The 21,735-nt window shown below is 36.0% G+C and carries 20 protein-coding genes; 17 read left to right on the forward strand and 3 right to left on the reverse strand.

Translation table 11 applies throughout. From position 1 onward, the window contains the following. Positions 1–41 precede the first annotated feature (41 nt). The 11 genes from GQR52_RS08655 (at position 42) to GQR52_RS08705 (ending at position 11,269) form a co-directional block, all read left to right on the forward strand. On the forward strand, positions 42–1,652 hold the full coding sequence (locus tag GQR52_RS08655; RefSeq protein ID WP_165728154.1) for an aldolase catalytic domain-containing protein: 1,611 nt from the start codon (positions 42–44) through the stop codon (positions 1,650–1,652). Beyond that, complete coding sequence (locus tag GQR52_RS08660; RefSeq protein WP_096792419.1) at positions 1,639–2,292, forward strand: HAD-IA family hydrolase; 654 nt, start codon at positions 1,639–1,641, stop codon at positions 2,290–2,292. The genes GQR52_RS08655 and GQR52_RS08660 overlap by 14 nt, the downstream gene beginning before the upstream one ends. A gap of 1 nt (position 2,293) precedes the next feature. After that, the gene (gene kdsB, locus GQR52_RS08665) at positions 2,294–3,037 is read left to right on the forward strand and encodes a 3-deoxy-manno-octulosonate cytidylyltransferase (protein WP_165728155.1); all 744 of its coding nucleotides are present in this window, start codon (positions 2,294–2,296) and stop codon (positions 3,035–3,037) included. A gap of 9 nt (positions 3,038–3,046) precedes the next feature. Beyond that, complete coding sequence (locus GQR52_RS08670; RefSeq protein ID WP_096792421.1) at positions 3,047–4,477, forward strand: oligosaccharide flippase family protein; 1,431 nt, start codon at positions 3,047–3,049, stop codon at positions 4,475–4,477. Then, positions 4,474–5,703, forward strand: coding sequence for a hypothetical protein (locus GQR52_RS08675; protein WP_165728156.1), 1,230 nt, complete (start codon positions 4,474–4,476; stop codon positions 5,701–5,703). The genes GQR52_RS08670 and GQR52_RS08675 overlap by 4 nt, the downstream gene beginning before the upstream one ends. Then, positions 5,687–6,337, forward strand: a complete 651-nt coding sequence (locus GQR52_RS08680; RefSeq protein ID WP_165728157.1) for an acyltransferase — start codon at positions 5,687–5,689, stop codon at positions 6,335–6,337. The genes GQR52_RS08675 and GQR52_RS08680 overlap by 17 nt, the downstream gene beginning before the upstream one ends. Positions 6,338–6,380: 43 nt before the next feature. Then, positions 6,381–7,196, forward strand: coding sequence for an SDR family oxidoreductase (locus tag GQR52_RS08685; protein WP_165728158.1), 816 nt, complete (start codon positions 6,381–6,383; stop codon positions 7,194–7,196). A 19-nt stretch (positions 7,197–7,215) separates the two neighbouring features. Beyond that, positions 7,216–8,175 (forward strand): hypothetical protein, encoded by a 960-nt coding sequence (locus tag GQR52_RS08690; protein WP_165728159.1) that lies wholly within the window; start codon positions 7,216–7,218, stop codon positions 8,173–8,175. Positions 8,176–8,635: 460 nt separating this feature from the next. Continuing rightward, positions 8,636–9,478: a hypothetical protein gene (locus GQR52_RS08695; protein ID WP_165728160.1), complete on the forward strand. Its 843-nt coding sequence runs from the start codon at positions 8,636–8,638 to the stop codon at positions 9,476–9,478. A gap of 112 nt (positions 9,479–9,590) precedes the next feature. Then, positions 9,591–10,460 (forward strand): glycosyltransferase family 2 protein, encoded by an 870-nt coding sequence (locus GQR52_RS08700; protein ID WP_165728161.1) that lies wholly within the window; start codon positions 9,591–9,593, stop codon positions 10,458–10,460. Further along, on the forward strand, positions 10,457–11,269 hold the full coding sequence (locus GQR52_RS08705) for a glycosyltransferase (protein WP_165728162.1): 813 nt from the start codon (positions 10,457–10,459) through the stop codon (positions 11,267–11,269). The genes GQR52_RS08700 and GQR52_RS08705 overlap by 4 nt, the downstream gene beginning before the upstream one ends. Positions 11,270–11,616: 347 nt before the next feature. On the opposite strand, the gene GQR52_RS08710 is transcribed toward GQR52_RS08705, so the two are convergent. After that, on the reverse strand, positions 11,617–12,981 hold the full coding sequence (locus GQR52_RS08710; protein WP_165728163.1) for an MBL fold metallo-hydrolase: 1,365 nt from the start codon (positions 12,979–12,981) through the stop codon (positions 11,617–11,619). Positions 12,982–13,329: 348 nt separating this feature from the next. Here GQR52_RS08710 and rfaH point away from each other — a divergent pair, with 348 nt between their 5' ends. Continuing rightward, the gene (gene rfaH / locus GQR52_RS08715) at positions 13,330–13,812 is read left to right on the forward strand and encodes a transcription/translation regulatory transformer protein RfaH (protein ID WP_165728164.1); all 483 of its coding nucleotides are present in this window, start codon (positions 13,330–13,332) and stop codon (positions 13,810–13,812) included. 573 nt (positions 13,813–14,385) lie between these two features. Here the strand turns inward: rfaH and GQR52_RS08720 are convergent. Both GQR52_RS08720 and GQR52_RS08725 read right to left on the reverse strand, forming a co-directional pair. After that, positions 14,386–14,580 (reverse strand): hypothetical protein, encoded by a 195-nt coding sequence (locus GQR52_RS08720; protein WP_165728165.1) that lies wholly within the window; start codon positions 14,578–14,580, stop codon positions 14,386–14,388. Between the two features lie 50 nt (positions 14,581–14,630). Continuing rightward, the gene (locus GQR52_RS08725) at positions 14,631–14,831 is read right to left on the reverse strand and encodes a hypothetical protein (RefSeq protein ID WP_165728166.1); all 201 of its coding nucleotides are present in this window, start codon (positions 14,829–14,831) and stop codon (positions 14,631–14,633) included. A 258-nt stretch (positions 14,832–15,089) separates the two neighbouring features. Here GQR52_RS08725 and GQR52_RS08730 point away from each other — a divergent pair, with 258 nt between their 5' ends. From GQR52_RS08730 to GQR52_RS08750, 5 genes are all read left to right on the forward strand, one after another. Continuing rightward, on the forward strand, positions 15,090–16,205 hold the full coding sequence (locus GQR52_RS08730; protein ID WP_165728167.1) for a polysaccharide export protein: 1,116 nt from the start codon (positions 15,090–15,092) through the stop codon (positions 16,203–16,205). A gap of 12 nt (positions 16,206–16,217) precedes the next feature. Continuing rightward, entirely contained in the window at positions 16,218–16,652 is a 435-nt protein-coding gene (locus tag GQR52_RS08735; protein ID WP_007582278.1) for a low molecular weight protein-tyrosine-phosphatase, read from the forward strand. 15 nt (positions 16,653–16,667) lie between these two features. Next, on the forward strand, positions 16,668–18,917 hold the full coding sequence (locus tag GQR52_RS08740) for a polysaccharide biosynthesis tyrosine autokinase (protein ID WP_165728168.1): 2,250 nt from the start codon (positions 16,668–16,670) through the stop codon (positions 18,915–18,917). Between the two features lie 385 nt (positions 18,918–19,302). Next, positions 19,303–20,583 (forward strand): Vi polysaccharide biosynthesis UDP-N-acetylglucosamine C-6 dehydrogenase TviB, encoded by a 1,281-nt coding sequence (gene tviB / locus GQR52_RS08745; protein WP_165728169.1) that lies wholly within the window; start codon positions 19,303–19,305, stop codon positions 20,581–20,583. 111 nt (positions 20,584–20,694) lie between these two features. Further along, a complete protein-coding gene (locus GQR52_RS08750; RefSeq protein ID WP_165728170.1) occupies positions 20,695–21,735 on the forward strand; it encodes an NAD-dependent epimerase/dehydratase family protein in 1,041 nt (346 codons plus the stop codon).

Genomic DNA, 21,735 nt, shown 5'->3' on the forward strand with positions numbered 1-21,735 from the left:
GTAAAGAACAGACTTATATGATTAGGATATAAAGGACCCAAATGAAAATTCTTGACTGTACATTAAGAGATGGTGGATATTACAATAATTGGGATTTTGAGCCAGAGTTAGTTCAAAGCTACTTAGAGGCAGTCGCATTAAGCGGAATCTCATATGTCGAACTTGGCTTGCGTAACTTCCCAAAAAATGAATTTTTAGGTCCATTTGCATATAGCTCTGAAAATTACTTAAAGACTTTAGAATTACCTGATGGGGTAACTTATGGAGTAATGGTTGACGCAAAAACTATTTTATCTAGTCAATTGAGTATAGAAGCTGCTGTAAATGAACTATTTTGCGAAGAGAAAAATAGCTGCGTTAGTCTTGTGCGAATAGCTGCTCACTTTCATGAAGTCGAAGAATCTAAAGAAATAGCAAACCAACTAAAAAGTAAAGGCTATATCGTTGGTTACAACCTTATGCAAGCGGGTGGAAAGCCTGATTTAGAAATAGAAGAAAAAGCTAAAGAAATTAGCCAATGGGGAAGTGTGGATGCTCTTTATTTTGCTGATTCACTAGGGAATATGGATGCCAACGAAGTTCAACGAATCGTTAGGCTAATCCAAAAGCATTGGCTTGGTGAAATGGGAATACATACTCATGATAACATGGGGCGTGGTCTTGCAAATAGCTTAACCGCACTTGAAGCTGGAGTTGAATGGCTTGACTCTACTGTTACAGGTATGGGACGAGGTGCAGGTAATACTCAAACAGAAAATTTAATGGCCGTATTAGCTGAAAAATATGTAGAACTGAAGCCAAATAAGATCTATGAGTTAGTCATTCGTTATTTTGAGTCAATGCAAAAACAATATGGCTGGGGAACTAACTTATTATATTTTTTAGGTGCACAGCAGAGTGTTCACCCCACCTATATACAAAACCTGTTATCAAACACACATATAGGGAAAGATGAAGTTGTTGGTGCTTTACAATACTTACTCCAACTAAACGGCACTAGTAAGTATGACGGTTCTGTATTAGAAGCTGCGTTGAGTCTTAACAAGAATACTTCAGAAGTTACAGGAGATGATGTCAGTGGCTTACTTGATGGTAGAGAAGTTCTATTAATCACTAATGCGAATTCTGTAGCTAAGCATAAAAAAGCTCTTGAGTTGTACATTAAAAATAATAAACCAATTGTGATCTCATTGAACATAAACAAAGTGCTAGATGATAGTTTTGTAGATTATATTGCAATCACACATAACCTTAAATTTTTAACTGAAAAAGAGAATTACTCTAATTTAAGTAAGCCAATTATTTATCCTGCTCATCGTTTCCCAGCCCAAGATGTTAAGCTTTTAGCCGATAATGGAAACATCAATTACGGTGTTGATATCGCTGATAATACCTTTAAAGTTGAAAAAACATCTTGCCTAATCCCGTCTGAACTAACAATAGCTTATGGCTTAGCATTTTCGATAGCCGCAGGTGCTAATAAAGTTACCTTTGCTGGAGTTGATGGTTATAATTCAAATGATTCAAGACACTTAGAGATGATTGAGTTCTTCGATACTATTGAAAATGATCTACAAGATCACCTTGGGTTTATATCAATAACTCCAACAACTTACCCTATTAAAAAGGGAAGCGTATATGCTTATATTTGAGCCATACGATCTAATTATATTTGACTGTGATGGTGTTCTTCTTGATTCTAATAATATGAAAGTGGCTGCTATGAGAGCGGCCTTGTCTCTTTCAAATTACTTTTCAGACACACAAGTGGAAGCATTAACGTCACAATTCAAAGAGAACTTTGGCATGAGTCGTTACCATCATGTTGCTAGTTTTACAGAAACATTAGATATTGATGGCGCCGAAAAACAAAAGTTAGAAGAGATGCTTTTATTAGCGTATGCAGAGCAAGTTGATAAATTCTATTTAGAAGTACCTGAAGCTTTAGGAATAAAAAGTACACTTTCCTCGCTAAAAGGTAAGCTTATGTACGTGGCTTCAGGGTCGGAACAGGAGCAGCTAAGAACAGTGTTAGAAAAAAGGAATTTTTCTAATTATTTTATTGAAGTTCTAGGCAGTCCAGTATCAAAGTCTCAGAATATTAAAAATATTTTAAATAGTGTGAGCCATATTAGTGCTGTGATGGTCGGTGATGCTCTTGCTGACTATGAAGCGGCTAAGAAAAACAATATAGATTTTATCTTCTATGCACCATTATCAAATGTTAAACAAAGTATGCTTGAGTTAAGTCAAAAACATGACTTTAAAGTTATACATAGTTTTAAGGGTTAACATGTCACTTAGTTACGCAATCGTTATTCCAGCTCGCTACGAGTCTAGCCGCTTCCCGGGTAAACCATTAACTATTATTGATGGCAAACCGATGATACAACATGTATGGGAGCGCTGTTGTCGTGCTGTTGACAAAGAATTAGTGTACATAGCTACTGATAATATTAAAATTGCCAATGCAGTAACAGAGTTTGGAGGCAAGTTTATCATGACTTCCTCACAGTGTTTAACGGGCACAGATCGACTTGCAGAGGCTAATGAAGTACTAAATTGTGATTTCATAATTAATGTACAAGGAGACGAGCCTTTAATCGATCCTAAAGACATAGTAACAGTAATAAATGAATACACCAGACTGCCAAATAGAGTCATTAATGCTATGTCATTAATTGAGGATGAGGATGAATTTAGATCACCTAACATCCCTAAAGTAGTTGTGAGTAGCTCAAATAGATTAATGTATATGAGTCGCTCACCAGTACCTATAACAAAGACAGGTGGGTTTGCTTTTGGCTATAAACAGGTGTGTATTTATGCTTTTTCTAAAGAGCACTTAAGGTTTTTTATGGCTCATGCTGAAAAGTCTAAAGTAGAGGAAGTAGAGGATATTGAAATACTAAGGTTTATAGAGAGTGATATAAGCGTACAAATGGTTGAAGTAGCCAGTTCAAGTATTGCTGTAGATATCCCAGAAGATGTAAATAAGGTCATTTCCAAAATTAAAGCCAATAAAAAACTAGGCTAATTTACAGAGATGAAAAATACAAAATATCTTATGCTACAAGATGCTTTAAAAAAAGTATTAACTATTGTCTTGTTTATTTTCTTAGTGAGAAACTTTTCAGAAGAGGAGTTCGGTACTTACCAACAAGTATTATTGGTTGTTAGTTTAGCTTCTATTTTATTTAGTGCAGGTGTACCAGTATCATTAACTTACTTTTATGGGCAATACGCTAAGTACTCGCAGCGACAGCAAATATTTAAACGTTTTTTTATTTTCCAACTCCTTTTGCTCTGCTTGGGCGCTATTTTATTAGCTTTATTTGCAAAACCTTTAGCTGAACTTATTAATAATCCTTTGATTGAAAAATTCATCGTCATTATATTAGTACTTTTTGTGACTACAGCGACATTTGAATATTTTAAAAATTTGAGTGTAATAACAGGAGGTTTAAAAGGGTATTTATATTTAACAACATCAATACAGCTAATTACCGTACTTATAAATATATTTATTGTTATATTCTTAGATAATTTAGCTTATGTACTATTTTTTTCGGCTTTTAGTAATCTACTTTTATTTTTATTTTTACTATATGTAAATAAAAATAGTTTTTTATTGAGGGTTAACAGGGGGTTCGTTTCTTCTGTTGAGATTAAATATATAATAGCGATGGGATCCGTCTCTCTAGTTGCTGTTTTAAATGGTTATATTGACCAACTAATGGTGTCTTTTTTGATGGACGCGAGTAGCTTTGCTACTTTAAAAGTAGGAGCTTTTCAAATCCCATTTATTAGTATTATTACAGGCTCATTATTGACTGCGATGATACCTGTTATTTCTAAATTAATACGCTCAAATGACACTAACGGCGTTATTGCTGTGTGGAAGGAGTCGATAGAAAAAGCGACAGTATTGCTGGTGCCCATCGTTATATTTTGTTTAATTTACAGTAATGAAATAATTTTAACTTTATTTGGCGAAAAGTACGAAAACTCAGTTATTGTTTTTCAGGTCTATATGTTTCAATGGTTGAGGGCTGTTGTTATTTTTGGTGGTGTAATGGGAGCTATAGGGTTAGAAAAAGCACTGTTTAAAAATACGCTAGTAACAACTACATTAAATGTGGTATTGAATTATTTTTTAATTTCAAAATATGGCGTTATTGGGGCCGCTTTCGCGACAACATTTCTAAACTTTTTTGGTGCTTACTTACTTATAAAACCAATAAATAAAAGGCTTAAGGTTAAATTTTCCTCTTATTTCCCAACCAAAATATATATAACTTCAACTTTATTGTCTGTTGGATTGGCATTCTTATTAAAATCTTATAATTTACTTTTTGAAGTTAATATATTTTCTCTAGGTATTATCGCGATTGTTTTTTATATATTAATGATTATTATCCAAATGAAAGTTTTTTATAAAAAAGTGTCATTACTTCAGTTAAAGGAAATGATTTGAAGAAGCTATTTGATAAGTATAAAACAGTGAAAAAACAATTGGCCTATGACCATAAAGGTTATCCAATTGAGAATATAGTATCACTTGAATTGATTTCTTTGATTTATAAAAGAGAAAAGTTCAATATTCGTCGAAGTTTGGTTTATTTTTTTGCGGTTCGTAAAATTAAAATACCGACGGAGAAAGAAACACTTTTTTCAATAGGTGATTATAATCGCAAAGATTATTATGAGCTTTTAAGGCATGTTATGACAAGCTACCAAAATGAAAGTGAGCTTGTTGATTTATCGAATTCTAAACGAAGTCTTACATTCTCGCTGTCTAATATATTTACAGCATTTAGGATTGTCTTTTTCAGAAAGCTTGAGTTAAATTTTTTATCGAAAATAACCTTGGCAGCTTCAATAACGCATAACCTTAATAATATTGATTTTTTAGAAAAACAAACACCGACTAACATTAAGCTTTTTTGTGCATTTTGCAGTAACCTTAATGAAGAAGCTGTACTCAATTACTTTTTCCAAAAAAACAATATACCTACCTATTCTTTACAGCATGGGTTGTGGTTTATTTACGATATCCCGCCGATAGACGCTATTGCTTATGAGAATGTTGTTGCTGATAAGTTACTTTGTTGGGGAGAGTATACCCGTGATGAATTTATAAAATATGGTATGGACGAGCGCAGGCTTGTAGTTGCAGGTTACCCAAAAAAAACAACTCCATTGATTTTACCTAAAAAAAGCCAAAAAAAATTAAGAGTGCTCGTGTTGCTGGCTAGGAGTCAATTTGATGAAAATAATCTCAACTTAATCTCCTTGCTTTCTCAGTCGACCTTGAATATAGAGTTTGAATTTAAGCTTCATCCAGCATTGATAGTAGAGAAGTATTCAGATCAACTTAAGTCTGAAAGCTTTAATTTTGCGCCTACAGGTACAGTACAAGAGTTATTAAATTTAAACCGCTATGACTGTTCTATTTCTTATAATTCTACAGCTTACTATGATAGTTACATAAATAACTGTATCTGCTTAAGGTATCGAGATGCTGATGCAGATAATGCTATTAGCGTGCTTGATGATAGCTTTACTTCAGTCTCTGAATTTGAAAGTAAAATTAACTTAGTGCTTACTGCACAAAGTGACGAAAAGGTTTGGACGGAAATTGAAAAAAACCTTACATATATATTAGGCTATAGGATCAACAATTATGAAAGTTTTTCTTAAATTTAAAAAGTTGTTATTGTTGCCTGTGTCTCTTAAAAAGAGTTATATAGCGCATTTGTGGCTATTGGCCAAAGGTGCGTTAATTTATCGCTTTATATTTAGTCATTATGGTAAAGGAAGTATTGTATACAAACCTTTGTTTATAAGCTATGAGGCAGTAAAACTTGGTGAAAACGTATCAATAGGAGAGCATGCCCGAATAGAAGCAATAGATAGCTGGCTCGAAAGAAAATATACTCCTTCTATTTTAATTGAAAGCGGTGTACGCATTGAGCAGCGCTGTCATATTACCGCTGCAGGCCAGCTAGTTATTGGCAAAAACTCGTTAATATCATTCGATGTTATGATTCAAGATACCGATCATGAGTATCAAAATATTGAACTCCCGGTTAGTCAGCAGCCTCTGATAGTGAACAAAACTATAATTGGTGAGAGTTGTTTTATTGGCAGTGGTGCGAAAATAAGTGCAGGGACTACACTTGGAAAACATTGTGTTGTGGGTGCTAATGCGGTGGTTCGTGGTGATTTCCCTGACTATTGCGTTATTGTTGGAATACCTGCAAAGATTGTAAAAAGATATAATTTAGCTACGCAAGCGTGGCAAAAAACAAACTCTTTAGGGGACTTTGTTTAGGTCCTCGGTTGAAACAAAATACTTAAAGGTAAATGGTGGTGTGGTGTTAAATTATACAGTTATTGGTGGGCGTGGCTTTATTGGTAATGAAGTCTCAAAAAAGTTACTTGAAAATAACCATTCTATATATATTCCAGAAAGAAACGATATTGATTTGTTTTCTAAGCCATTAGGCACTGTAATTTTTTGTGCAGGGGCTGGTGATTGTAAAAATGCACCCTTGCAGGTTTTTAAGTCAAATTCATTATTGTTAGCTGAAATATTAGAGAAAGCGTCATTCGATAAACTGATTTATATTTCATCTACTCGCCTTTATATGGGGCAGGACAATACCCAAGAAAATGCAAATTTAGTTGTTTCTCATGGAGATGAAAGGCGTTTATTTAATTTATCTAAGTTAATTTCTGAAGAGCTCTGTTTGTTAAGCTCTAAAAAGGTTGTTATTATTCGTCCCTCAAATGTTTATGGCTTGGCATTAAATAGCCCTCTTTTCTTACCTGCAATTACTCGTAACGCAATAAATAATAAACATGTTGATATGTACGTTACACCAGAATATGCAAAAGATTATATTTCTATCACTGATCTTGTTGATGCTATTTATCAACTTGCTGAAAAAGATAATCTAAGTGAAACAGTTTATAATATTGCGTCGGGTATAAATACAAAAGCTAAAGATATAGCTAACGTTCTGGAAAGTGAAACTGGTTGCAATATCAATTGGATAAATGGCTGTGTAGATGAGTATTTTCCAGTTAATGATATCTCTCGCCTAAAAAAAGAAATAACATTTAATCCTCGAAATGTATTAGATGATATGAAAATTATGATTGATGATTTTAAAGATAAATTAATTTAGGTATTTCGAAGGTATTAAAATGGATTTTCAAGGTCGCAAAATATTATTTATAGGTATTGGCTTTTATGATTATGACAAATTAATTGTTGAAAAATTAAAGAACAAAGGAGCGGTAGTTAATTATATCTGCCAATCTCATCGTAATAGAGTAATGAACCAATTTGCTAAGTTTAAATCTGCGAGCCATATAGAAAAAAAACACTCAGAAAAGCATCTATTTCTTCAGCTAGATAATCAAACAAACTATGATTATATCTTCGTAATTAAAGGGGATAGGCTTTGCTCCCAACATATTGATATGTTGAAAAAAAACAACCCAAGTGCTACTTTTATCTTATATCATTGGGATAGTATCAGAAGGGTTGAAGGGGGGGCAAAAATTGCGAGCTTATTTGATAGAGTATGTAGCTTTGATCGTTTGGACTGCAATAAATATTCATTTGATTTTATACCCCTTTTCTATAGAAATAGAATTGAACGGAAAGCTACTTATAAATATGACATTTCTTTTGTGGGCTGGTTGCACTTTAACCGTTTAGACTTGCTAAAAGATATTGCATTAAAAATGGATGTTGTAAACAAGAGCTATAAGTTTTACTTGTTTACGAATCCAATAAACTGGTTTAGGTTAAATATTCTAAAAAGAATAACATTTATCCACAGGAAAACATTAGCTTATAGTGAATATTCGGAAATTGTGAGTAATTCTAATGCGATTTTAGATTTCCATCATCCAAAGCAAGATGGACTTACAATGCGAACAATTGAAGCATTAGGTGCAAATAGAAAAATTATTACGACGAATTCAGATATCAGGCATTACGATTTTTATGAATTTAAAAATGTATTTATTTTAGATGATGATGTAGAAATACAGAGCCTTATTAACTTTATTAATGAGGATTTCTCGCCTGTTCCTGAGTCTATTTTATATCAATACTCGATGGATGCATGGCTTGATAAAATATTTTCCTTTTAGCACGTCGCTGTTGGATCTAATGTTGTAGGGTGGGCTCTGTCGCTGAGAGCCATGCCATACAAAAGGTGGGTTTTAAAAAATTCATCTTTTTTCTATTAAAATAATTTATAAGTAGCTACCAGTGATAAATTCTTTCCTTTTTGTAATCATCACCTTTGTCGTCACTAGAAATCTACCTTTTTCTACCCTTGCACCTATCGCTAACTTTTGCGTCTTGTGCCTTGTCATAATTGGCTTTCTTCATTGGTTCAAAAAAAGAGACAAATATATCGGTTTAGCTTTTTTACTGATTACATTTCTCGCTTCATATAGCTTATTTTTTTTAGAAAATGATCCGTTACTTATTATGCGGTTTTATATAATTTTACTGTCTTTACTATGTGTACATTTCATTCCATTTAATAGCTTAAAATCATTAAATATCGTGATTGGACTGCATATTCTTCAAGGTATTGTTATTATGGCTATATCTTTGTACCTTTATTCGACTTGGGAAGTATCAAGTTATTTACCAATTAGGCATTGGTTTTTAAATAACGGTTTTGGTGATGTGTATACATATGGAAACGGCTTCTTCCGAGTTCAAATTAAAGGGAATGCTCTTATTCCTTTTTTTGCCATGGTATCTAATTTTTTATATTTGAAAACACAACAAAAAAAGTATCGATTTAGTGAAGCCTTCCTATTGCTTGCAACACTCTTTGCTGGCAACTTTATGTACCTAATTGGTTGCGGCTTTTATTACATTTGTACTTTCTTGATGCAAACTAACTATTTAAGTAAGGTTAGGGGGTTGAAGAATATAACGTTATTGTTTGCATCTATTTTAATTATACCGATAGCGGTTACCTCTGCTGCGAATGTGATTGAAAAAAAGTCCACAGGACAAGTCTCATCTATAGGCACCCGTATAGATCAGGCTGAAGTATTGCTTTCTGATATGAGCGATGATGTATTTACTGTACTAGCTGGTAAGGGGCTGGGCAACACGCTCGATGTTACGACAAGTGCGAGAGATTATACTGGTAATATTTATTTTGAACTACAAGGCGTCTATTTTTTAAATCAATTAGGCTTTATCTTTTTAGCATTATATATATTAGCTTTGTTTTATCTCTATAGTAAATTTATATATTTTAACCATTTAGGTTTAATTTATTTATCCTATGTTGGTTATGCTATATCAAATCCGTACATTTTGGATACTAATCATATAATTGTAATTATAACACTCTGTTTATTAAGTAGGTTAATCAGAGCCAATATGTTAGTGACTGGAAAATTCAGTAGGAATGTATATTAAGTAGTTTTAGTGTTTATAAATAGAAAAAATTAAAGTGGGAAATTAACTGGTTTTTTCTTAGATGTTTACTAAGGCAAGTGTTTATTTATATAAATGTGATTGAGTTATAATTATGAATGAAAAAGTTTTTTCTGTATTAGTCTTATATAATGCAACCCAAACTGAAGCTGAAGTCGCTGTTAATAGATTGGTTGAGTTGGGTACACAAGTGGTTGTCTGTAATAATTCAAAATATGATGTTGAAATAAATATAAGCGATTGTGTAAAAGTATTTAATTTTAGGGAAAATTTAGGAATTGCAAAAGCTCAGTCATTAGGAATGGATTGGGCTTTTAATAATGGTGCTGACTTTGTATTGCAGATGGATCAAGACAGTGAGCCTGATAGAAATCTACCTAGTAAATTACTAGAGTGCTATCATGAATTAACACAAAATAATTATTCTGTAGGTTTAGTCGGTTGTCAGGATTATGATAAAGATACGTTAGAAGTTAATGAGGCCAAGGTTTCTAAAGGGCAAAGTGTTTATTGTTCAGAGTATATCTCCGTGTCTAGTGTTTTAAGCTCAGGTAGCCTAATACCAAAAGAAGTATATTTGCAGGTTGGAGGGATGGATGACGATTTATTTATCGATGCAGTTGATTTTGAATACTGCTGGAGAATCAAAGCTGCCGGCTATTTAGTTATAAAAAATAACAAAGCAAAGCTTGCTCATAAATTAGGCGATGGAAATAAGAAAATACTGCTTTTTATTAATGTAGGTGTTTGTAGTCCTATTCGACATTATTACCAATTTAGAAATACTCTACTTTTGATGAAACGTGGTTACGTACCTATCTATTGGAAAATATCTAGTTTAGCAAAGCTACTTTTTAAACTATTTATTTATCCATTTACATTGCCAAACGGGTATGTACGTTTTAAATACATGTTAAAGGGGATTAAAGATAGTTTGATGGGGCGAGTAGGTATAGTTACATGAATTTTTCTGTACTAATGTCAGTATATTGCAAAGAAAGTGCACTATTCTTGGATGAAGCGCTAAGAAGTATTTACAATCAAACTATAAAACCTACTGAGGTTGTACTCGTTCAAGACGGACCTCTCTCCAGAGAGCTATATGCTGTTATTGAGAGCTGGAAATCTAAATTAAACATAGTCGATGTTTTAATGAAAGATAATGTTGGTTTGGGGGCGGCTCTAAATGAAGGTTTGAAATATTGTCGTTACGATTTTGTAGCCAGAATGGATACGGACGATATTGCCCTTGAAGAACGCTTTGAGCAGCAGCTTTCTATTTTGACATCTTTAAACGTTGATGTTTGTGGCTCGTGGATCAGCGAATTTGACGATGATCCAAGTATCATCTTATCAATAAGAGAGGTTCCCGAAAAACATTGCGATATAGTTAAATTCTCTAAGTCAAAAAATCCAATCAATCATCCATCAGTTATGTTCAAAAAAAGGGTGGTAGAGCAAAGTGGTGGCTATCAGAATGTGTTGTATTTTGAAGATTATTTCTTATGGTTGAATTTAATTAAAGCGGGGTTTGTTTTTTACAATATACCTGCAGCGTTAGTGCATATGAGAGCTGGTTTTAATCAATTATCTAGGCGAAGTGGTTATTTATACTTCAAGAGAGAGCTGTATTTTTATAAGTGTTGCTATAAAAATAAATTATTACCTGCAGGTCATATACTAAAAAGCTTAGCATTAAGAATGCCTATAAGGCTTCTACCTAAGGTTATTATCGCGAAAATTTATACATTGATTAGAAATAGAAAAACCTAGGAGTAATCCCTTTTTTAAGTAAGCTTTGTAGCATATTGAGTTTTGTCGAGGCTTCTATGTTAGTTTAATTACTGTGTTACAGGAAAAGTAAGTAATTAAAAATAGAATAAACTTCAGCTTATTACTCACGCTCGTTAAGCTCATCAGCTTAGGTAGAATAATTGAATTGCCCTTAATAAAAGAATCTAAGGGCATTAAATGCTTTGTATTTATCCGTTTGTTACATCATTGTTAGAAATCGTTTAGCCTCGAAGTTGAATGTTCTGTTGTATCCTAACTTGGGAAAATAAATATATTCTAGTTTGTATTCTATAGACTAAGTTGTGATAAATACGGCATTAACTTTTTTATTTATAAGTATTATTTCCGATTTCTATAAATACCTGTTCGTCTAAAACCTCTTTGTACTTTGCGGCTAACGCGTTTTTTGCATCATCATCGCCATGTACAATTTTTATATGGCTTGGCTTTTTATGCATACCCGTTACAAACTTAATTAATCCGTTTTGATCGGCATGGGCGCTGTACCCGCTAATTGTATGTACTTTTGCGTTTATAGTAATGCGAGCATCATTTATAAAAACATACCCATTACGTGGGCCATATTTTTGAATATCGCGCCCTAGTGTGCCTCGCCCTTGGTAACCTACAAACAATACATCGGTGGTTTTGTCACTTAAAAACCGCTCAAGATAATTAACTATTCGGCCACCAGTGCACATACCGCTTGCTGCTAATATTATGGCGGGTGTTTGCCGCGAACTTAAATAGTTAATAATAGCCATGTGCTCTTTGTGTGAATCAACCGTAGTTAGATTTTTAAAATCGAGCGGGTGCCTACCATTTGCAACTTTGCGTTTGGCCTCGCTATCCCATAAGTGCTTAAACTTTTTGTATTGCTCAGTAAAATTGGCTGCCATAGGGGAGTCGAGTATTACGTGAATGTCTCGCCACTTAGACTTTTTAGATGAACTATGTATGAGTTGCTCAAGCTCATATAGCAGCTCTTGTGTGCGGCCAATACTAAAAGCAGGTACTAAAACAACGCCATTGTCGGCTACGGCGCGTTCAATAATGCTTTTTAGCGTTTTTGTACGCTCTTTACGGCCTTGATGGTTTTTATCACCGTAGGTTGATTCAATAACTAGGGTATCGGCTTTATAGGGCGGCTTAGGCGAAGGGAGTAGCGGGGTATACGGTGCGCCTAAGTCTCCTGAAAACACAACACGATGCTTGTTGTTATCATTATTTGTAACATCAATTTCTACGTATGCAGAACCTAATATATGGCCCGCACGCTGAAATCTCGCTTTAGCTTTATTGAGCCCTTTGCAAGGTAGTTCAAACCACGTTTTATAATCTACAGCAACTATACGTTTATTTAATAAGCTTAAGCAGGCAGCTATAATTTTAGGGTCGCGGGTTACACCTACTTTTAAAGCATCTTCAATTACCAAAGGTAATAAACTGGCCGATGCAATACTTGTAAAAATAGGGCCTTTAAAACCAGCTGCTAATAAGTAAGGAATTCGGCCAACATGGTCAATATGGCAATGGGTAACAATAAGGGCAGTAACATGGGTAATATTAAACTCAATTGATAAATCGGCTTTAGAGTCTTCGCCTTGAAATAATCCGCAATCAATAAGCACACTTGTTTGCTCATTAACTACCAGCTCGTGGCACGAACCAGTAACGCCATAATTATTCAAGGTTCTAACGCTTGAGCTAAATTAATAACCTCACCTTCAACATATCACCTGTAGGTGCGAATTTACTTCGCGCTCTTACTTGTATATTTATTAAAAAATATTAATTAAATTTTTTAATAAATTTTCGCGGCTAAACTTTTGTTTAGCCCAATCTAAACATAGCTTTATAGGTACTAAACTAGCGTTAAAGCCTTTACTCCCTTTAAACTCAATAACAATATTTATTAAAGTGAGTGGCTATTAACCACTAAGGCGTATTTACATAGGCACTCTATGTTGGCTATAATGTCGCCGCTGTTTAGTTTGGAATTGTATTTTTTGCAATTTAGTTATGTATTAAGGGCTACTATGGAATGTTGGTATTTAGTCGTATGTAAACCTAAGCAAGAAGAGAGAGCCAAAACTAACTTGCAAAATCAAGGGATTGAAGCGTTTTACCCCCAATTAACCACCGAGATGCTGGTTAAAGGTCGTCGGACCGTCAAACACACTGCTTTATTCCCTAATTATTTATTTGTATGCCTTGAATCAAAAAATGGTAATTTTTCTGCTGTAAAAAACACCCGTGGAATAGGCGGTTTTGTTTCTTATGGAGCAAATTATCAGTTGGTTTCAAAGCACATAATTGACCAGTTAAAAAATGAACGTTCACACACTACTGAATCACAAATACCAAAAACAGGTGATGTAGTAAGTGTGAATAACGATTCATTTAGTAATATACAAGCAATATACAAAGAGCCCGATGGCGACTTGCGCAGCATTCTACTAATTAACTTACTTAATCAAAAAATTGAAGTAAGTGTAGATAATAAAGATATTAAGCAATAATAACTAAAAGCGTAGCCGCGGCTTTAAGCTGCGTAAATTAAATCGTAGCAGTGGTTTTATGCCGCGTAAATTAAAACGTAGCAGCGGCTTTATGCCGCGTAAATTAAAAACGTAGCAGCGGCTTTATGCCGCGAAAAAATAGCTCTATATCAGTAAGTAGGAACTGTGACCTAAGGGCGGAAGCGTGCCTAAAGCACTTAAAGCTACGCGGTTAAGTTCACTTGTAGACGCGCAGCTTGCTGGCGTGACGAGCAAAGCTCGTAATAAGGTCTATTCACAAAGAGGTTAAGAGGGCGCTGCGCTTTAGAGAAGTAAACAGCCATAAAGTACTTGTTTAAATGGTTTCTCTTTACTCCTCATTCGCTTCTCTTTGTGCAATAAGGCTTTAAGTGATTTATGCACAAAGAGGTTAAGAGGGCGCTGCACTTTTACGTGAAAGCCCAACGGCAAAGTTTAACACCGTGGTTAAGTTCACTTGTCAGCCATAAAGTACTTGTTTAAATGGCTTCTCATTTACTCCTCATTCGCTTCTCTTTGTGCAATAAGGCTTTAAGTGATTTATGCACAAAGAGGTTAAGAGGGCGCTGCGCTTTTAAGTGAAAGCCCAGCGGCAAAGTTTAACACCGTGGTTAAGTTCACTTGTAGACGCACAGCTTGCTGGCGTGACGAGCAAAGCTCGTAATAAGGTCTATTCACAAAGAGGTTAAGAGCACACTGAGCTTTAGAGAAGTAAGCAGCCATAAAGTACTTGTTTAAATGTCTTCTCATTTACTCCTCATTCGCTTCTCTTTGTGCAATAAAGCTTTAAGTGGTTAATCTTAAGAGGTCGAGGGCGCTGCGCTTTTAAGTGAAAGCCCAACGGCAAAGTTTAACACCGTGGCTAAGTTCACTTGTAGACGCGCAGCTTGTTGGCGTGACGAGCAAAGCTCGTAATAAGGTCTATTCACAAAGAGGTTAAGAGCACACTGCGCTTTAAAGAAGTAAGCAGCCATAAAGTACTTGTTTAAATGGCTCCTCATTCACTTCTCTTTGTGCAATTGGTGATGAACGCGTTAAGTGTTTTGCTAAAAACGGCTATCAATTAAATTTATTCATAAAGACCTTATGAAAATACTGATATAATTTCAGTGCTAATTAAAAACTTAGTAACAAAGCTTTTACAAAGCAAAGGCTATTGCTTCACAATAGTGCACATGCTTTAATTAGTCGGCTAAAATACAAGTGCTCACCAAGGTTGGTGAGTAAGTGCAATATTAAAATAATTTTGGGATTCTACAATGGCGTTAAGCTGTAAATCACTCGCATCAATACTCGCAATACTAAGCATGACCGGCTGTACAATAGTACCAGGCAGCCACTTTGAAGGTATAGACTCAGGCGAGCAAACACAAAACCTCGAACAAGATCTCGAAAAAGTAAACATTCAAATAATCGACTCGCTACTAATAAATAAACAAAATCAAGCGCGTATAGCAGCTAAACCAATTTCAAGCACCGATGGTTTAAACGTAAGTAACTACGAATACAAACTAGGTGTTGGCGACGTACTAACAATAGGCGTATGGGATCACCCAGAGCTAACAATACCTGCAGCAGTACAACGTACCGCAGAATTTGACGGCTTTAGAGTACAACGAGACGGCACCATTACTTACGCTTACGCACCAAATATACCCGCCGCAGGTAAAACAATAAGCCAAGTACGTAATGAGCTTGTAAAACGCCTAAGCCGAGTAATAGAAGACCCACAAGTAGATGTAAAAGTAGTTGGCTTTAGAAGCCAAAAAACCTACGTTACCGGTGAAGTAAAACAACCTGGTGTATACCCAGTTACCGAAATCCCACTTACCTTAATTGATGCCTTAAACCAAGCAGGCGGCTTAACAGAAGCTGCCGATTGGCGCACAGTTACATTTACCCGTGGCGATAAAACAGAAGTTATTAAACTTGATGACTTTTATGCCCATGGTGACATTTCGCAAAACCGTTTATTACAACATGGCGACATAGTGCATGTAAATCGTAACGATGCACAAAAAATATTTGTATTAGGTGATGTTAAAAAAGCAGGTTCAGTAACGCTTAACCGTTATGGTTTAAACTTAGCCGAAGCGCTAAGCGACTCGGGCGGCTTAAACGAAGCAACAGCAGACGCTAACGGCGTATTTGTACTGCGTAAAAGTGACCTGGAGCAAACCGGCGTTATTGCAAACGTATACCAGTTACACGCTAAAAATATAGCAGCAATGGTATTAGCTGAGCAGTTTGAGCTACAACCGCGCGACATTGTATATGTAACATCGGCACCACTTGCCCGTTGGAACCGTGTAATTAGCTTATTATTACCGTCGGTAGCATCGGTTGATAGCCTAGACGATATTTCATCAAACTAAGGGTTTTTAAAAATGTTTGATTCAGTTTTAGTGGTGTGTGCTGGCAATATTTGCCGCAGCCCAACAGGTGAGTATGTTTTAAAGCAAAAGCTTGAAGGCAAAAATATTAAAGTATCGTCTGCTGGCTTAACAGCACTTGAAGGCAAACCAGCAGATGCAAAAGCAAAACAAATAGCACTCGCACATGGTGTTAATATGGATGCTCACCAAGGCCAGCAGCTTACATCAAGCTTAGTAGCGCAAAACAGCGTAATACTAGTAATGGAAGAACGCCATTTAAACGACGTACATGCTCGTTACCCAGAGGCGCGCGGTAAAACGTTTTTACTCGGTAAATGGATTAATAACGCTGAAATACCCGATCCGTACCGTCAAAGCCAAGAGGCTTTTGAACACGTTTACACATTAATCGACAGCGCGTGTAGCGCTTGGCAAAAGTATTTATAAGGAATGGCTAATTTAATGAATACCCAGCCGAACAACAGCTCAAGTAGCGCTAATAATAAAAACACTAATAATACACAACCAACGCAAGAAATTGATTTAATGGCGTTATTAGGCGCATTGCTCGATCGCAAATATTTTATAGTAGCGGTAACCGCACTGTTTATGTTTGTAGGTGTTATTTATGCAGTATTAAGTACCCCTGTTTACCAAGCAACAGCCATGATACAAGTTGAAGACGGCGGCGCATCAGTCCCTGGTTTTGACGATATGGCAGGCATGTTCGAAAGTACATCGGCTGCGGTAACCGAAATAGAGCTACTAAAGTCGCGCAGTATAATAGGCGAGGCAGTAGACACTTTAAAGCTTGATGTAATAGCAGAGCCTAAGCTATTTCCGTTTATAGGTAGCCGAGCTTACCGCACTTTTACCCCAATGGAAGATGGCGACTTAGCCGAGCCAAGCTTTGGCGCTAATAGCTACGCATGGGGTGGTGAAAGCATAAATGTATTTAGGTTTGATGTACCACGCACTGCAGTAAATCAAGCATTTACATTGGTTGCACAGGCTAATAATAGCCTTACACTTTTAAATGGTGACGGCGAGAAAATATTATCGGGTAAAGTAGGCGAGGAGCTTACAAACGGTAAGTTTAACTTAACCATTCGTACTTTAAATGCACGCCCTGGTACAGAGTTTACAATTACCCGCAAAGATCGCTTAAATACTATTTTAGATTTGCAAACTGCAATTGGCGCAAGCGAAAAAGGTAAAGACTCAGGCATAATTAACTTAAGCTTACAAAGTACTAAACCGAGTTACGCTGAAAAAGTGCTTGATAAAGTGGCCGCTATTTATGTACGCCGTAACGTTGAGCGCAACAGCGCAGAGGCGCAAAAGTCGCTTGAATTTTTAGAAGTACAATTACCTGAAATTAAAAAACAGCTTGAATACGCAGAGCAACGCTTTAACGACTACCAAATAAAACGCCAGTCAATAAACATAACGCTAGAAACACAAGGCGTGCTTGAGCAAGTTGTAAAGCTTGAAACCAAGTTACAAGAGCTAAACCTAAAACGTTTAGAGCTTGGCCGTAAATTTAAAAAAGACCACCCAACATACCAAGGTATGCTTGAGCAAATAGAAGCTGTAAATAAACAAAAACAAGAGCTTGTAGGTGAGGTAGGTAACCTGCCAGAAACTCAACAAGAGCTACTACGCTTAAAACGCGATGTTGAAGTAAGTAACCAAATTTACACATTGTTACTTAGTAAAACACAAGAGCTTGATATAGTACGCGCAGGTACTGTAGGTAATGTACGTATTATTGATTACGCTGAGGTAAATACCAGCAAGCCAGTTAAACCTAAAAAAGCATTAATCGTGGTAATGGCCACTATGCTTGGTGGCATGTTAGCCGTGGCTATTGTGCTTATACAAAAGGCAATGCACAAAGGGGTTGAAGACCCAGCAGAAATTGAAGCACTAGGCCTGCCTGTATACGCAAGTGTACCGCACTCAGATTATCAGGATAAACTAAGTGGCTTTGCTGAGCGAGCCCGCAAAAACAAAGTTAATAAACCTAAAAGTATATTAGCGCTAGATAACCCAGCCGACCTAGCAATAGAAGCACTACGTAGCTTACGTACTAGCCTGCACTTTGCGATGATGGAAGCTAAAAACAATATTATTGCTATATCGGGCCCAAGCCCAAGCGTAGGTAAATCGTTTATATCGGTTAACTTAGCCTCTGTACTCGCTCAAAGCGGTAAAAAAGTACTGATTATTGATGCCGATATGCGTAAAGGCTACTTACAAACCCAGTTTGGTTTAAAGTGGGACGATGGCTTAAGTGATTATCTATCGGGCCGTTTAAACTTAGAGCAAGTTACTAAACCAACCAAGGTTGAAGGCTTAAGTGTTATTACGCGCGGACAAATACCGCCAAATCCTTCTGAGCTATTAATGCACTCAAACTTTAGTAAGTTGGTTGAAGAGGTAAGTGCCGCTTACGACATTATAATTATCGATACTCCTCCAATACTTGCAGTAACTGACCCCGCAATTGTAAGTGCGCATACAGGCACTACATTACTTGTCACCCGTTTTGGTCAAAACCATGTACGTGAAATAGAGCTAACTCGAAATCGTTTTGAGCAAAATGGCATAGACGTAAAAGGCGTTGTATTTAACGGTGTAGTTAAAAAAGCGAGTAATGCGTATGGGTATTATGGATATTACAACTACGAATACAAAAGTGATAAATAATTTATAAAGGGCCTATTGGGCACTTTTTAGAAAAACCATGAAATCAAGTAATTACAAAGAGATAGTCTAAATTGACTGTCTCAATTTAGAAAAAAGTGTCTCAGTAGGTTAAATAATTACTGAGATACCAAATTGCTAAAATGCAGTTTAGTGGTGAGCCATTGCGTACTGATTTAGTAAATGCAGAATGTTTTCGTTGTTAAAAATGAATGGTTACCCACCCAAAAAAGATTATAAAACATGCGCTTCACCCACGAGTATACCCTTGAATATTCGTTTTTATTGCACGTTTTAACTTGAAAAAAGTTTTTAAATTTAACTTTAACTTTACGAAGCTCGAAGCCTAAAGCTCGAAGCTCAATAACCAAGCAAAGAGAGTACAACTATGCACGATTCATTAACGGACCTAAAAATTGGCATTATAGGTTTAGGCTATGTAGGCCTCCCATTAGCAGTTGAGTTTGGTAAAAAATTCCCAGTAACAGGTTTCGATATTAACCAAGGTCGAATTGCGCAGTTACAAGCCGGCCACGACTCTACACTTGAAGTAAGTGATGAAGAGCTTAAAGAGTCTCCACAACTTAATTTTTCTTATACAGTGTCAGATCTTGAAAGCTGTAATATATATATTGTTACCGTTCCAACTCCTATTGATGAGCATAAGCAACCTGATTTAACCCCGCTTATTAAAGCCAGTGAAATGCTAGGTAAAGTAGTTAAAAAAGGCGACATAATAATTTATGAGTCAACAGTATACCCAGGTGCTACTGAAGAGGCATGTTTGCCAGTAGTTGAGCGTGTATCAGGCCTAGTATTTAACAAAGACTTTTTTGCCGGCTACTCACCAGAGCGTATAAATCCAGGTGATAAAGAGCACCGCGTAACTAACATATTAAAAGTAACGTCAGGCTCAAACCCTGAAATAGCTGAAAAAGTTGATCAACTTTATAAATCAATAATTACAGCCGGTACACATAAAGCGAGTTCTATTAGAGTAGCCGAAGCTGCAAAGGTAATTGAGAATACGCAGCGTGATGTAAATATTGCACTAATTAATGAGCTATCTATTATTTTTAATAAATTAGGTATCGACACGCTTGAAGTGTTAGAAGCAGCCGGAACTAAATGGAACTTCCTGCCATTTCGTCCAGGATTAGTTGGTGGGCACTGTATTGGTGTTGATCCGTATTATTTAACGCACAAAGCACAAAGCGTAGGTTACCACCCTGAGATGATTTTAGCCGGCCGTCGTTTAAACGATGGTATGGGCAAACATGTAGTATCTGAACTAGTTAAAAATATGCTTAAAAAGCGCATCCATGTAGATGGCGCAAATGTGCTGATAATGGGTTTAACCTTTAAAGAAAACTGCCCAGACCTACGTAATACAAAAGTGGTCGATATAGTTAGTGAGCTTAAAGAATATAACATTAATGTTGATATAGTAGACCCATGGTGCTCTAACGAAGAAGCACAACACGAGTACGGATTAACTCTAACAGCAGAGCATAAACAAAATAATTACGATGCAATTATTCTTGCAGTAGGCCATAACGAATTTAAAGAAATGGGCGCAGAGCAAATTCGTGAACTAGGTAAAGCAGAACATGTACTTTACGACTTAAAGTACGTACTACCAAAACAGAGTGTAGATATGCGTTTATAACGTTGTAGGCGCGGGTTTACCCCGCGCTTTTAAATTAGATAGCATACACCACCCACAATTAATAACTTAAACGTTGTTAGTTCAATATCCAAAGATTTTATAGAGACACTCATGACGCGCTACGAACAAATTAAAAACGAGCTACTTTCATCGCCTAAAACTTGGTTAGTGACAGGTGTTGCTGGTTTTATTGGCTCAAACCTTTTAGAGCATTTATTAAAACTAAATCAAAAAGTAGTAGGGCTCGATAATTTTGCAACGGGCCATCAGCATAATCTTGATGAAGTGAAAGGATTAGTAACTGCAGAGCAGTGGCAATGCTTTAACTTTATAGAAGGTGATATTCGCAATTATCAAGATTGCGAAACAGCATTAGCTAATAACGGTGGAGGTGTGGATTATGTATTACACCAAGCAGCGTTAGGTTCAGTACCACGCTCAATCGCTGATCCGGTAACAACCAATTCAGCTAATATCACTGGTTTTTTAAATATGTTACAAGCGGCGAAAGAGGCAAGCGTTAAAAGTTTTACCTATGCTGCAAGTAGCTCTACTTATGGCGACCACCCAGCGCTACCTAAAGTAGAAGAAAACATTGGTAATCCACTTTCCCCTTATGCTGTAACTAAATACGTAAATGAACTTTACGCAGGCGTTTACGCAAAAACGTATGGATTCAAATCGATTGGCTTACGCTACTTTAATGTATTTGGTCAACGTCAAGATCCTAATGGTGCTTATGCTGCAGTAATTCCTAAGTGGACTGCCGATATGATCAAAGGCGATGATATATTTATAAATGGTGATGGGGAAACAAGTCGAGATTTTTGTTTTATCGAAAACACAGTTCAAATGAATATACTTGCAGCAACGGCGGAAGATAATGCGAAAGACACCGTATATAACGTAGCTGTGGGCGACCGGACTACACTTAACGATCTGTACAAATCAATTCAATTAGCTTTAAAAGAATGTAATGTTGAAGTTACACAAGAGCCAATATACCGTGATTTCAGAGCTGGTGATGTGCGTCACTCTCAAGCTGATGTAAAGAAAGCGGTTAATAGCTTAGGTTACGCTCCAGAATTCAGAATATTAGAAGGAATAAGCAAAGCGATGCCTTGGTACATAAACTTATCAATGAAAAACTAA

This window comes from Pseudoalteromonas sp. 31A1 (assembly GCF_011378815.1).
In the GTDB taxonomy this organism is placed as follows: domain Bacteria; phylum Pseudomonadota; class Gammaproteobacteria; order Enterobacterales; family Alteromonadaceae; genus Pseudoalteromonas; species Pseudoalteromonas arctica.

Excerpts from the sequence above, each read along its gene's own strand:
- GQR52_RS08655 (WP_165728154.1), top strand. The coding sequence starts at position 42 with ATGAAAATTCTTGACTGTACATTAAGAGATGGTGGATATTACAATAAT.
- GQR52_RS08660 (WP_096792419.1), top strand. The coding sequence starts at position 1,639 with ATGCTTATATTTGAGCCATACGATCTAATTATATTTGACTGTGATGGT.
- kdsB (WP_165728155.1), top strand. The coding sequence starts at position 2,294 with ATGTCACTTAGTTACGCAATCGTTATTCCAGCTCGCTACGAGTCTAGC.
- GQR52_RS08670 (WP_096792421.1), top strand. The coding sequence starts at position 3,047 with ATGAAAAATACAAAATATCTTATGCTACAAGATGCTTTAAAAAAAGTA.
- GQR52_RS08680 (WP_165728157.1), top strand. The coding sequence starts at position 5,687 with ATGAAAGTTTTTCTTAAATTTAAAAAGTTGTTATTGTTGCCTGTGTCT.
- GQR52_RS08690 (WP_165728159.1), top strand. The coding sequence starts at position 7,216 with ATGGATTTTCAAGGTCGCAAAATATTATTTATAGGTATTGGCTTTTAT.
- GQR52_RS08695 (WP_165728160.1), top strand. The coding sequence starts at position 8,636 with ATGGCTATATCTTTGTACCTTTATTCGACTTGGGAAGTATCAAGTTAT.
- GQR52_RS08700 (WP_165728161.1), top strand. The coding sequence starts at position 9,591 with ATGAATGAAAAAGTTTTTTCTGTATTAGTCTTATATAATGCAACCCAA.
- GQR52_RS08705 (WP_165728162.1), top strand. The coding sequence starts at position 10,457 with ATGAATTTTTCTGTACTAATGTCAGTATATTGCAAAGAAAGTGCACTA.
- rfaH (WP_165728164.1), top strand. The coding sequence starts at position 13,330 with ATGGAATGTTGGTATTTAGTCGTATGTAAACCTAAGCAAGAAGAGAGA.
- GQR52_RS08720 (WP_165728165.1), bottom strand. The coding sequence starts at position 14,580 with ATGAGAAGACATTTAAACAAGTACTTTATGGCTGCTTACTTCTCTAAA.
- GQR52_RS08725 (WP_165728166.1), bottom strand. The coding sequence starts at position 14,831 with ATGAGGAGCCATTTAAACAAGTACTTTATGGCTGCTTACTTCTTTAAA.
- GQR52_RS08730 (WP_165728167.1), top strand. The coding sequence starts at position 15,090 with ATGGCGTTAAGCTGTAAATCACTCGCATCAATACTCGCAATACTAAGC.
- GQR52_RS08735 (WP_007582278.1), top strand. The coding sequence starts at position 16,218 with ATGTTTGATTCAGTTTTAGTGGTGTGTGCTGGCAATATTTGCCGCAGC.
- GQR52_RS08740 (WP_165728168.1), top strand. The coding sequence starts at position 16,668 with ATGAATACCCAGCCGAACAACAGCTCAAGTAGCGCTAATAATAAAAAC.
- tviB (WP_165728169.1), top strand. The coding sequence starts at position 19,303 with ATGCACGATTCATTAACGGACCTAAAAATTGGCATTATAGGTTTAGGC.
- GQR52_RS08750 (WP_165728170.1), top strand. The coding sequence starts at position 20,695 with ATGACGCGCTACGAACAAATTAAAAACGAGCTACTTTCATCGCCTAAA.